The following is a 13,666-nucleotide window of genomic DNA, read 5'->3' on the forward strand; positions in this document are numbered from 1 at the left end:
TTGGTATGTGCGTAGTTCCTGCGCTTGACATGGCGACTCCTGATTTATCTGGAGCTTGCAGTGTAGGTCTGAGTCAGACACAGGAATAGCGGCAGTTCCGCCAGAATCAAGGCGGAATTGGACATTTGCAAACGGCATGTAGAATACGGTACCGTCAATCGCAGTTTCGATCACAATTTAGCGGAGCACAAACCCATGCTGATCTGGTGCAGGCTGCAATACCTTTTGTCTTTAGCCTTGAAACTGTTATTACTAAGCAGTTTTGCAGTACAGGCACAAGCCGCCGATACACTCAAAGTTGGCTCCAAGCGCTTTACTGAATCCTATGTGCTGGGAGAAATCCTGACGCAAACTGCGGCAGCACATAATCCTGCCCTACATCAGCAAGGGCTGGGCAATACTGCCATTGTCTTCAATGCACTCAAGAATGGCAGCATTGATGTCTATCCAGAGTATATGGGTACCATCAATACCGAGATACTCAAGCATGAAAACGCAATCAGCATGCAGGAGATGCAGACAGAACTGGCTAAACAGGGCCTGGGCGTATCTGTGCCTTTGGGCTTTAATAATACCTACGCATTGGCGATGCGGCCTGATGCTCCTGACATAAAATCACTGACTGATCTGGCGGCAAAAACTGATTTACGCTTTGGACTATCGCATGAATTTCTGGGCCGCGCCGATGGCTGGCCGGGCTTGGTCAAACGTTATCGCTTGCCGCAACAAGCCAGTGGGCTGGATCATGGCATCGCTTATGAAGCCCTGACTGCAAAACAGGTAGATGTCATCGATATTTATTCCACCGATGCCAAGATCAAACAACTGGGCTTGCGCGTATTGGTGGATGATACAAATTACTTCCCGCGTTATGACGCCGTTTTGCTGTACAGACTGGATGTCCCCGCCCGCTTCCCGCAAGCCTGGGCAGCCATACAGAAACTGGAGGGCAAGATAGACAATGCGCAAATGATAGCGATGAATGCGGCAGTGGAAATTGATGGCCTGAGCTTTGCGCAGGCGGCGCAGCAATTTGTGGCAAAGTCACCGGCAAATGTTGAACGCGCAGGCTTCATGTCCAAATTATTTGGTGAAGATTTTTTGAAGCTGACCTGGCAGCATCTGACGCTGGTATTGCTGTCAGTTGCGTTAGCCTGTTTAGTGGGTATCCCGTTGGGCATCATCGCCGCCTTTGCCCCACGCTTGCGTGCAGTTGTCATGGCGACTGTCGGCATTTTACAAACCATCCCCTCACTGGCCTTGCTGGCGATGTTGATCCCACTGCTGGGCCGGATAGGTTTTGTCCCAGCCCTGATTACCCTGTCGCTATATGCCCTGCTGCCCATAGTCCGCAATACCTGTGTAGGTCTGGTGCAAGTGCCAACCGGTTTACGCCTGGCAGCGCAAGCCTTGGGGCTGTCATCGCGAGACCGCTTGTTGAATATAGACTTGCCTCTGGCCTTGCCGATGATACTGGCAGGCGTTAAAACCGCAGCAGTCATGAGCGTAGGTACGGCAACCATCGCCGCCTTCATCGGTGCCGGTGGTTACGGTGAACGCATCACCATAGGCCTGGCCTTGAATGATAATCAGATGCTGCTGGCAGGTGCCTTGCCTGCCGCGGCTCTGGCTTTGTTGACGCAATGGGGGTTTGATTTGCTGGAGAGGGTGGTCGTGAGGAAAAGGGATTGATCAAAATACGATGCTGGTCACTCTTAAAGAAATATAGAAGGCCTACGACTAGTGTAGGTTGGGCTGATACCCCGTAGCCTAGCGAGGCCCGGCCTAACCTACAATTTCCATTGTTTTATCTCTTGAAAACAACGACTCTACAGGGCACTGAGTACACAAAGAAAGGGCTTACGCAAAATTGTCCCAGTTCGTAGGTTGGGCTACGGTTTACCAGCCCAACACTCAACGTTTAAATGACGTATACGTTTGTTTATGCCCAGTGTTGGGCTGATAAAGCGTAGCCCAACCTACAATTTCTACTTGAACACAAAAGAACAATGCCTACCAGAAAGCAGCCCCCTTTGGTAATATGCATCCGGTTCGATCTTCCTGATCAAGCCTGAAAACCTGATTTCCCTGCTGCAATAACCTGCCCAGAAAAGCTCTTTTGATTTCGCCCGTCCATCATCTCGCTGCATCACCACCAGCCTGGCGCTTTGCCAGGGCGGCGGCGCTTGGGGTTTTGTGCGTGGCGTTTTGCACAGTCAAAGTTCATGCAGCCTCACCACAATCCGACAGCACGCTGCAAGTCTTGCACTGGTGGACTTCTGCCAGCGAACGCAAGGCAGCCAGCCTGCTGGTGGCGCGCATGGCGGATGAAGGCATCACCTGGCGCGATGCTGGCATACCCGGCGGTGCAGGCATAGGGGCGGGCAAAGTATTGAAGAGCCGCGTGTTGGCGAATGATGCGCCCGAGGTCACGCAAATTATTGGTGTCTCGATACGCGAATGGGCAGACCTGGGCTTCTTGCTGGAGCTGGACAAGGTTGCGGCGGCCAATAAATGGAATACCAGTTTCTTCCCGACCATACAAAACCTGATACAGCACCGCAAGCATGTGGTGGCGGCGCCGCTAGGCATACATCGCATCAACACCCTGTTTTATAACAAGAAAATATTCAGCACGCTGAAGCTGTCACCACCAGATAACTGGGATGAGCTGGTCACGGTTGCAGCCAGGCTGAAAGCTGCAGGCCTGATACCACTGGCACAAAGTAGCGAACCTTGGCAAGTCGCCACTTTGTTTGAAAACCTGATACTGGCCGAGGGCGGGCCTGAATACCATCGCGAATTATTCGTCAAACAAAATGCCCAGGCTGTCATGGACAAACGCTTCAGCCATGCACTGGAACGTTTGCGCCAGATGAAAAGCTGGATGAATAATCCTGTCGATGAACGTCCGTGGACAGAAGTGGTGAAGCAGTTTTCAAAAAATGAAGCGGCAATGATGATCACCGGCGACTGGGTCAAGGGTGAGCTCAATGACGGCGGTTTTGTCACCGACGAGGCCTTCTCCTGCACAGCCATGCCGGGTACAGGCAAATACCATATGTATAGCGTCGATACCTTTTCGATGTTCACCAATGATTATTCACGCATCACGGCGCAGGAAAAACTGGCCCGCCTGGTCGCCACGCCAGCGGTGCAGGCTGACTACAATGCCGTCAAGGGCTCGGTATCGGTAAGGCGTGATGCTGATCCGGCGCGTATGGACAGCTGTGCGCGTGCATCCTGGAATGTCTTTGCCCAGGGCGCAGCGACGCAAGCGCCCAGCCTGGTACACCGCATGGCTACCGATGAAACCAGCAAGGATGCCATCATCGCAGTGATACACCGCTACTTTATCGATACCACAGTCAGCACTGCAGACACCCAGGCCAGGCTGGTGGCGATGTACAAGACATTTGGCAATAACAAAAAATAAACTCCATAAGATGTGAGGCAGACAAAGATGACGCGCAAAATACTGATCGTTGATGATGACCAGAAAACCCGGGTATTACTGAAAACCTATCTGGAGAAAAATCAGTATGAAGTCATCCTCTCGCACAATGGCGAGAGCTTCGTCGCTGAATTCAATAGCCAGATGAATCAGTTGTCACTGGTGATACTTGATGTCATGTTGCCCGATACCGATGGCTTTGCCCTGTGCAAGGTGGTGCGGCAAAAATCAAATATCCCCATCATCATGCTGACTGCAAGTTCAGATGACACTGACCGCATCGTCGGGCTGGAGCTGGGTGCCGACGACTACATCGCCAAGCCCTATAATCCCCGCGAACTGCTGGCACGTATCAAGGCCATACTACGCCGTACGGCAATTGCCGATGTGGCGTCAGCGCCGCGCTATTACCGCTTCCTGGGCTTCACGCTGGACCTGATAGAACGTAAGGTCACCGACAACACCGGTGAACTGGTGGCACTGACGGGGCTCGATTATCAATTGCTGAAGTATTTTGTCGAACACCCGGGCGATGTACTCGACCGCAATGTGCTGTCAGAAGAAACCCGTGGCCGCGATGCTGGCCCACTGGATCGCTCACTCGACGTACAGATCAGCCGCCTGCGCCTGCTACTCAAGGATGACAGTAAACAGCCTACCCTGATCAAGACCGTGCGCGGGGCCGGTTATGTATTCTCTGCTGACGTGAGCGCGGCCAGTGCCTGAACCTGCCATCGTGCTGAGGCGCTGGCTGCCACAATCGCTACTGGGCCGTCTATCGCTGGTCATGGTGTGCGGCGTGCTGCTGACGCAACTGGTAGGCAGTGCCATCTGGACCACTCAACAACGTGCGAAGGCCGAGATAGAAGCCACCACGGCAGCACAATACCTGGCGCACAGTGCGTCAAGTGCGATACGATTTTTTCGCAGCCTGCCGCCTAATTACCGTACCGTGCTGATACAGCAATTCCGCGAGATGGGGGGCACGCGTTTTTTTGTACAGGCAAATAATGCCTATGTACCGATCACAGAAATAGAATCACAGGCGCTGGCCCATACAGTGCTTGGCAAGGTTGGCAATACCCTCAAGTCTGACTTGCCGCAATATCCCGAATTCAAACTGGCTTTCGCCTGGCCAGATCAACTGACGACCTCTGTCGACGGCACGCGTATCACCGACCTGCCTGAGAGCTGGGTGCAGCATATCCTGCTGATCAAACCTGAACCTGCGCCAGTATTGGTAATACAGACCGAGCTGGAACCAGGCAACTGGTTATATCTGGCGGCCCTCATGCCCAACCCTTATTTCTTGAAGGGCAATGATCCTCTGTCTTTTGACCGCCTGGTCTTGCAGGGCCTGTCACTGGCTTCGGTATTGCTGCTCTCCATCATGGTGGTACGCTGGATCACGCGGCCACTGGCGGCCTTGTCAGATGCGGCAGCAGCCTTTGGCAAGGGTGAGCAGGTGCCAGACTTGCCAGAAACAGGCAGCAAGGAATTCATCAACACCGCACGCGCCTTCAGCGCCATGCGCCAGCGCATACAAAGCTATATCGAAGACCGCGAACGCCTGTTCATCTCCATCTCACACGATCTGCGCACGCCTATCACACGCCTCAAGCTGCGCTCAGAATTACTCGACGATGATGTCTTGCGTGGTGAATTTGAAGAAGACCTGGATGACCTCGACATGATGGTCAAGGGAGCTTTGCAATGCGTGAAAGATAGCGACATTCATGAAAACCCTACTGAAGTCAGGCTGGACCCGCTGATACGCAGACTGGTGCGCAGTGCGCATCTGGCCAAACATAATGTGGCATTCACCGATTCAGGTGTGACAGTACATGGCAAACCACTGGCGCTGAAACGTGCAATAGGCAATCTGCTCGACAATGCCCTCTACTATGGCGAGCGTGCAGAAATCAGCGTGCGTGCTGTTGCTGATAGCGTCATCATAGAAGTACGCGACCACGGCCCAGGCGTACCAGAAGATGCTCTGCCCAGCCTGTTTGATCCCTATGTACGTCTGGTGCATGGCCGCAGCCAGAATGAAAGCGGCATGGGTCTGGGGCTGGGTATAGCCCGTAGCGTCATCGAAGCCCATGGCGGTACACTGGTGCTCGAAAACCATACTGATGGCGGTTTGAAGGCCATCATTACCCTGCCCAGCGAGGGTAATGCCTGACCTGGCATTTCACTCGCATTTCAAGATCTCTTTCTCTCCTGCTTGCTTTTGCTTTTCGTTCGACGACAAGCTGACCTCCCTCTGCGCGAATCGCAACACCTGCATCTGGACTTTTGTAAAGTTTTGTAAGGAATTCTTAAGTTAAGTTTTACCAACTTAGGAATTCACACATCTGTAAATCATCCACACCCTAGCGAACGGCAATGCCAGCGCAAAAACCGGGTAAGGATTTGTAAGCTGTTCACCTGACCAGTTCACACAAACTCCCAATAAATCAATCACTTATGGAAAGACGCACTAAACAGATATGCAAGTGGCATTACATTCATCGCATTGCTAGTATCGGTTTCAAGTAATTTATTTATATCGATTGATTTGTTAGCGACGCAATGAATCAACCGGAATTGTTTTAACCCCTTCCCCTTCAAGGGGAGATTTGTGGGAATTCGCAAAGCATGCTTTGCGCCACAAATTTCCAAGCCGCCTCCAAGCGGCGCGGTGGAGTGGTTGGGACTGTTGGAGCTCCTTCCCCTTCAAGGGGAAGGTTGGGATGGGGATGGGTTTCTAACGCAATTTGACTTCAGGTCAATCAACCGAAACCCATCCCCACCCTAACCCTCTCCCTTGAAGGGGAGGGGATTTAAAAGTGTATTACCGAATAAATATTCTTAACAGGATCTCTTTTGAACCGCATCCCCCACATCGCCATGTTATGCGCCACCGCCATGATGAGCACTGCCAATGCTGGCACGCTTGTCCTGGAAAGCTGGCGCGTGGATGACAAGGCCTTGTGGGAAACAGTCCTGATACCGGCATTCGCCAAACGTCACCCCGGCATAGACATACGCTTTGCACCAACTACGCCGACAGAATACGACAGCAGCCTGCAAGCACATTTTGCCAATGGCACAGCGGGTGACCTGGTAGCCTGCCGTCCGTTTGATGTATCGCAGTCTTTGTATAACAAAGGCTATCTCGAAAAACTGGATGGCAAACCGGGCATGGAACATTTTGAAGCGACCGCCTTGCTGGCATGGCAAACCGATGATGCGAAAGCGACTTTTTGCATGCCGGTGGCTTCTGTCATCCACGGCTTCTTGTACAACAAAAAAATCTTCAAGAAACTCAATCTGCAGGCACCAAAAACCCAGGCTGAATTTTTGACAGTACTGGATGCGGTAAAAAAGAATGGCAGCTATGTTCCACTCGCCTTGGGCACAGCAGAAAAATGGGAAGCCACACAAACCCTGTTCACCAGCATAGGCCCCAACTACTGGCATGGTGAAGCAGGCCGCAAGGCGCTTATCGCTGGCAAGGCAAAATTTACTGATGCTCAGTATGTCGCCGCCTTTGATTATGCGGCCAAACTGGGCTCGTATCTGCCCAGTACGGCCAGCACGCAAACCTATAGCGACAGTCAGCATCAATTCGCTTCTGGCAAGGCGGCGGTTTATCCAGTTGGTTCATGGGATATCTCTTATTTCAATCAGGTGCAGGGTCTGGATTTTGGCGTGTTTGCGCCCCCCGTGCGTGCAACTGGTGACAAGTGCTACATCCTCGATCATATGGATATAGGCATAGGCATCAATAAAAAATCCCGCAATAAAGAAGATGCCTACAAGTTTCTCGAATGGCTGGGCTCACAAGAATTTGCTGACCTGTATACCAATCGCGTCACCGGATTTTTCTCTTTGTCGAATCATCTGATCGCCGTGCGCGACCCCATAGGAAAACAGATGATGGAATGGCGGACAGTGTGTGAATCGAGCATACGCGTCAATGCACAGATATTGAACCGTGGCCAACCGAGCATGGAGCAGGAATTATGGAATGTGAATGCCGATCTATTGAATGGCACGGTCACCGGCAAGGAAGCAGCCGCAAGAATACAAAACAGTGTTGCAAGTGCAAGTAAGTTTAAACGATGAGAGTTTAAGCAGTTCAAGCGTTAAGATCATACCTCCCCCAAGTCGTATGATTGATTTGCCGACGCCCAGCGCGGCGTCGGCTTTTTTTAGCGCTTGATGCGCAAGTGAAAATTACGAGAATAAAGAAAATAGTAAAGATTTTTTGCCTTGATTAAAGCAATTCAGAACGAGGTCAAAATTGCTGCGCCAAAAGAAGAAGATGTGATACCAACGAGTAAAACCAACTGAAGGAGATTTGCATGAACACCCCCGTATTCAAGAAGAAGCTGTTACCGCAACTGATTGCCCTGATCGTCAGCACCACCGCGTTTAATATCGTCTATGCTGCTGATGAAACAGCAGAAGCTGCACCAGGCTCACAAGTCGTAGAAGTGCGCGGCATACGCGATACACTGAAAAAAAATCTGGCTGGCAAACGCGATTCGCAAAATATTGTGGATACAGTCAATTCAGAAGACCTCGGCAAATTCCCTGACAAAAACGTCGCTGATTCGTTGCAGCGCGTGCCTGGCATTTCTGTTGACCGTACCTGGGGTGAAGGCCGCGACATTTTTGTACGCGGTACCGACAAAAGCCTGAACATGACGCAGTTGAATGGTCAGTCAGTCGCTTCTGCTTACTGGTGGAAAAACGATTCACAAAGCCGTGGCTTCAACTATGACATCCTGCCTTCTGAACTGGTAGGCAGTCTTGATGTTTACAAAAGCCCATCTGCTGATCTGGATGAGGGCAGCATAGGCGGTTTGGTCAATGTCAAGACGCGCAAGCCTTTGCAATTCAAAACACCTTTGACAGCACAATTCTCGCTGGAGGCAACTTATTCTGATCTGCCCAAGAAAACCGACCCGCAAATCTCTGGCCTGGTGAACTGGAAGAATGATGAAAACACGCTGGGTGTCTTGCTGTCCCTGAGCAAGCAAAAGCGCACGATGCGTCGCGATGGTCTGGAGAATTTTACTGATTCCACCAAGTACACCATCGTCGATCAAAATAATGTAGTCACACCAAATGCTTATGCATCCTGGGGCGGTGGTTCTGCGATTTTCCGCCAGGACCGTGAACGCACGACTGGCAATGTGACCTTGCAGATCAAGCCTAACCGTGACAGCGATATCTCCCTGAATTACATCAATTCAGACATGAACATGGATAATAATAACCAGAACTACCTGTGGCAAATAGGTGGCCTGGCAGATGGCAATAATGTTATCCGTATCACCAACCCGCGTTTCATCACGACCTCTGACGGCACCAAGGCAGTAGTCGGCGGCACAGTCGGTCCGACAACTGGCGTTTCGTTTGAGCCTATCTACCGCGAAGCCTATATCAAATCCAAGATACTTGATCTGGAAGGCAATTATGAAGGCGATGGCTGGAAACTGCATGGCCAGTTAGGTTCCACCTCTGCCGAAGGCGGCAGCAAGCATGACCGCAATTTCTGGTTTACTGGCAATACCCGTGCAACTGTGAATATCGCGCCAGATACTTATGAAGTGTCTTACCTCGACATGAGCCCACTCGACCCAACCAAGCTCACGCTGCAAAATGCACGTGACTGGATACGCAAGATGGAAAGCAAAGAAAACTATGTACAGGGTGACCTGACATGGGATCTGACTGGCTCTTTCATCAAGGACATCAAGCTGGGCCTGAAATACCGCGACAACACCGTGCAAAATCACCGCACCATAGGCACGGTAGGCCCTGGCAGCACCGGCTGGCAATCTTTGAGTCTGGCTGATCTGTCCACTGGCCCATCACCACTGCTGAGCCAGGCTGCAGCAACCTCTGGTTCATTGACCCAATATGCATGGGTTAACGATGCACTGGCCGCCAGCAAGGGCTTTGCCATGTACGACAAAGGCATGGTCTATAACGAAGCCAAGGGCGAGTACTACAAGATACAAGAGAAGATTACGGCAGCTTATGTCAAGGCTGATTTTGCTGCAGACAAATGGCGCGGTGACTTCGGTGTACGCCTGGTCAAGACTGAACAGACATCTGAAGCCTACCAGGACCTGACCGGCAAAGGCAATTATGTCATCGGCAGCACGACACGTACTTACAACGATGCTTTGCCCAGCCTGAACGTCGTATATGACTTGCGCAAAGACCTGATCATACGCGGTGCCATAGCCCGCGTCATGGCACGTAACACCTACAGCGACCTCAGCGCCAGTACCGAAGTCAGCGGCACCACCAATGCAGCCACCGCAGGTAATCCTTTGCTCAAGCCTTACCATGCTGACCAGGCAGAGATAGGTGCAGAATGGTATTTTGCTGATGCATCGATGTTGTCTGCAACATTGTTCACCAAACGCCTGGATACCTTCATTTACACCTCGACCGCACAAGAAAATGTCGGTGGCGTAACGCGCCCGGTAACACGTCCGCATAATGCCGACAATGGCGCGGTCATCAATGGTCTGGAACTGCAATGGCAACAAGCTTTTGGTAATGGTTTTGGTGCCATCGTGAACTACACCTTCACTGATGCAAAAGCTGGCTCCATTGCTGGTGGACAAAAACTGAATGTCATCGGCAACTCACGCAATCAGTTGAATGCCAGCGGTTATTACGAGAAGAACGGCATCAGTCTCCGCCTGTCGTATAACTACCGTTCCAAATCTTACGGTGGCCTGGATGAAGGCGGCCAGGATGTTACCAGCGCCTATGGCCAGTGGGACGCTACAGCCAACTGGGACATCACACCAAAGATCAGCCTGTTTGCGACAGCCGTCAACCTGACCAATTCTGTGATACGCACCAACACCACGGATGGCCTGCCAGTTGGCGTGTATGAAAACGGCGCACGTTACAGCGTAGGTGTCAGGGCCAAGTTCTGATCTGCACGATGATGGCCAGGAGCAATTCAGGCCAGTAGCACAAAGCCTCCCCTGATTACTCTGTGGGGGAGGCTTTTTTGCCCGATGTCCCGGCAAGAACGATGATAGTTCGTCAGCTCAAGTGACCATTTAAAATATGTCTGGAACACCTCATGAACAACAATGATCAAGCAACGGGATCAACAAAGGATGTGGTCGTTGCCATGTTCTTTATCAGCCTCTTGTTTTTTATCCTGGGCTTTGCCACCTGGCTCAATGGCTCGCTGATCCCGTTTTTAAAAATAGTCTGCGACCTCAATAACTTCCAGGCGCTATGGGTGACATTTGCATTTTATATCGCCTACACCGTCATGGCCCTGCCATCTGCCGCCATACTCAGCCGTACCGGCTACAAGAACGGCATGACACTGGGCCTGGGCATCATGGCAGTGGGTGCATTACTGTTTATCCCCGCCGCAAAGACCAGCTACTACGCCTTCTTTTTGCTGGCCCTGTTCACACTGGCAACCGGCATGACGCTGATGCAAACCGCCATCAACCCTTACATCGTCTGTATAGGTTCACGCGAGAGCGCTGCCATGCGTATCAGTATCATGGGCCTGTTCAACAAGGGCGCGGGTATCGTTGTGCCACTGGTGTTTTCTGCATTGATCTTGTCCGGTATAGAAAAATATTCTGACACTGCACTGGCCGCACTTGATCATGCTGGCCGTCTGGCCTTGCGCTCTGAACTGTCATCGCGCCTGGTCTATCCCTATGCCATCATGGCGGCTGGCTTGCTGGTGGTCATGCTTATTGTGCATTTTTCTTCACTGCCGGAATTGCGGGCAGAAGAAGAAAAAAACCAGCCCGAAGTCACCAGATGGGGCGTGCTGCAATACCCGCAACTGGTACTGGGCGCATTGTCGCTGTTTGCCTATGTCGGTGTTGAAGTCATCGCCGGTGACACCATAGGCCTGTATGGCCGCAACCTCGGTGTGCACAACTACACCGTACTGACCTCATACACCATGAGCTTCATGGTCATAGGCTATATCCTCGGTGCCACCACCATCCCCAAACTGATGACACAAAAAACTGCCCTGCTGTTCTCGGCAGTGAGCGGCCTGCTGTTCACCGTTGGCGTCGCCACCAGCTCCGCCACCGACACCAGTATTGCCCAGGCAATAGTCGGCTGGGCAGGCGTGCCAGTGGTACCGAATACCGTCATGTTCCTCGCCATGCTGGGCCTGGCCAACGCCCTGGTCTGGCCATCCATCTGGCCACTGGCCCTGCAAGGCCTGGGCAAATACACCGCAGCCGGTTCCGCCCTGCTCATCATGGGCATCGCCGGCGGCGCACTGCTGCCCATGCTGTACGGTAAATTCTCAGACGCAGGCAACTCCCAAACCGCCTACTGGGTCATGCTGCCTTGTTATCTGATGATTTTCTTTTATGCAGTGAAGGGACATAAGTTGAGGAGCTGGGGTACATGTGAGAGGAGATTAGAGAGGGTGGATCAGGCAGGGTAAGTTAACTCCCAGAATCCCATGCTACAAATACCCTCATTCTTGTCATAACGAGGATGGGGGTTAATAAAAAAGCAACATTTTAAATGGCAATCTGCTCAAAAAATAAGCCTATATCAAGATCATAACCAGTATAATTCTATTGGAAAGTTAGATTATCTAAGCCTAATCTGTATAAAATCAATGGATTTCTCCTTACTCTTGCCTGATGAGATTTGCCTCAAGCTCGGCGTACGTGCACGCGAACGGCGCTTGCTGTTGAATATCAGTGTAGAAGAATTGGCGCAACGCACAGGCATCTCTGCCCAAACTGTCAGCAGCTTTGAACGCACTGGCAAATGCACTCTGGCCAATTTTGTCCGCATACTTGAATCACTGAATGCCACGCCAGATTTGCAGACAGTTCTGGTGCCGCAAACCAATACCATAGAAGAGATGCGGGCAAAGTCTGCAGTGCAAGCCAGGCAACGCGCGTATCGCAAACCGAAGAGCCCATCATGAAAGAGCTCAAGGTCAATTACAAGGCGCAAGGCGAGTCGCTTTGGCTGGGCACACTGGCCGATGATGGCCGCGATATCTTGTTCCAGTATTCGCCAGCAGCACTCGCAAGTGGTCTGGAACTATCTCCCATACGCTTGCCACTGCGGTCATCTGCCTACCCCGACAAACAGACAGATTACCTGCCCATCATGCGTGTGCCAGGATTAATCTACGACTCCTTGCCTGACAGTTGGGGCTTGCAGTTGATGAGCCGCCGCATGAAAGCCAAAGGCATAGATACCGACACTGTCTCCGTGCTGGACATGCTCTCCTATCTTGGCGACAACACCATGGGAGCATTGACCTATGAACCCGGCAGCGAAACCCATCTGGCAGTCAGCGATCTTGCCCTGATCGATCTGGCGAAAGAGGTTCAGGCAATACTCACAGATGACAGCTATGAAGTATTGGACGAGCTTGCCAAGGCAGGTGGCTCACCCGGCGGTGCACGACCGAAGGCACTGGTTTACTACCAGCCTGCGACAGGGAAAATGAGCACTGAATACATGCCAGATGCAGAATCCTGGCTCATTAAATTTCCGGCAAAAGACGATGCCAGCGATAGCTGTGCACTGGAAGAACTGTATGCCCGGCTGGCGCGCAAATGCGGCCTCGGCATGGGTGAAACGCAATTCTTTGAATTACCAGACGGTATGACAGCATTCGGCACTAAACGTTTTGACCGCGATAATGAGCAGCGCGTTCACGTACACTCACTGGCAGGCATGTTGCACGTTCACTTCCAGATACCCTCTTTAGGTTATAGCGAATTCATGCGAGCAACCCGCAGGCTGACTAGGGATGCGCGAGAATTAAAAAAAGCCTTACAACGTTGCGTTTTTAACGTATTGATGAACAACCGCGACGACCACGCAAAAAACCAGTCCTACCTGCTCAACAGGAATAATGAATGGGAACTCGCACCACCCTATGATTTGACTTATTGTGCCGGTTATCGCGGCGAACATTTTATGGATGTCGCTGGCGAAGGAAAGTCACCAACGCGGGCACATATCTTGAAAGTTGCGCAAGACGGTGGAATGAAAGAAAAAGAAGCGCAGAATATTATTGATGAGATGTTGGAGTTAATTACTGCTGCTGATTTCAAGAATACTGCACGGGATTTGCCTGTCTCAAAAAAGACCTTGGCGGCGGTGGGCAAAATTGTTGAGGCGAATAGATCACAATTACATAAATAAAACTTA

The 13,666-nt window shown here is 51.5% G+C and carries 9 protein-coding genes; all 9 read left to right on the forward strand.

What is annotated here, in order from left to right; translation table 11 throughout:
- Positions 1 to 195 precede the first annotated feature (195 nt).
- Positions 196 to 1,692, forward strand: coding sequence for a glycine betaine ABC transporter substrate-binding protein (locus ACO0LN_RS05385; protein WP_422971700.1), 1,497 nt, complete (start codon positions 196 to 198; stop codon positions 1,690 to 1,692).
- 427 nt (positions 1,693 to 2,119) lie between these two features.
- Positions 2,120 to 3,436: an ABC transporter substrate-binding protein gene (locus tag ACO0LN_RS05390; RefSeq protein ID WP_422971702.1), complete on the forward strand. Its 1,317-nt coding sequence runs from the start codon at positions 2,120 to 2,122 to the stop codon at positions 3,434 to 3,436.
- 27 nt (positions 3,437 to 3,463) lie between these two features.
- A complete protein-coding gene (locus ACO0LN_RS05395; RefSeq protein WP_422971704.1) occupies positions 3,464 to 4,180 on the forward strand; it encodes a response regulator in 717 nt (238 codons plus the stop codon).
- A gap of 61 nt (positions 4,181 to 4,241) precedes the next feature.
- Complete coding sequence (locus tag ACO0LN_RS05400; protein ID WP_422971882.1) at positions 4,242 to 5,639, forward strand: ATP-binding protein; 1,398 nt, start codon at positions 4,242 to 4,244, stop codon at positions 5,637 to 5,639.
- 707 nt (positions 5,640 to 6,346) lie between these two features.
- Positions 6,347 to 7,567 carry an extracellular solute-binding protein gene (locus ACO0LN_RS05405; RefSeq protein WP_422971884.1) on the forward strand — a complete coding sequence of 407 codons (1,221 nt, stop codon included), beginning with the start codon at positions 6,347 to 6,349 and terminating at the stop codon, positions 7,565 to 7,567.
- 239 nt (positions 7,568 to 7,806) lie between these two features.
- Positions 7,807 to 10,413, forward strand: coding sequence for a TonB-dependent receptor (locus ACO0LN_RS05410; RefSeq protein WP_422971706.1), 2,607 nt, complete (start codon positions 7,807 to 7,809; stop codon positions 10,411 to 10,413).
- A gap of 152 nt (positions 10,414 to 10,565) precedes the next feature.
- Positions 10,566 to 11,924 carry a sugar MFS transporter gene (locus tag ACO0LN_RS05415; protein WP_422971708.1) on the forward strand — a complete coding sequence of 453 codons (1,359 nt, stop codon included), beginning with the start codon at positions 10,566 to 10,568 and terminating at the stop codon, positions 11,922 to 11,924.
- A gap of 180 nt (positions 11,925 to 12,104) precedes the next feature.
- A complete protein-coding gene (locus ACO0LN_RS05420) occupies positions 12,105 to 12,422 on the forward strand; it encodes a helix-turn-helix domain-containing protein (RefSeq protein WP_422971710.1) in 318 nt (105 codons plus the stop codon).
- Entirely contained in the window at positions 12,419 to 13,660 is a 1,242-nt protein-coding gene (locus ACO0LN_RS05425; RefSeq protein ID WP_422971712.1) for a type II toxin-antitoxin system HipA family toxin, read from the forward strand. The genes ACO0LN_RS05420 and ACO0LN_RS05425 overlap by 4 nt, the downstream gene beginning before the upstream one ends.
- Positions 13,661 to 13,666 lie beyond the last annotated feature (6 nt).

Origin of the sequence: Undibacterium sp. TC9W, assembly GCF_049339865.1 — a bacterium.
Classification (GTDB): domain Bacteria; phylum Pseudomonadota; class Gammaproteobacteria; order Burkholderiales; family Burkholderiaceae_D; genus Undibacterium.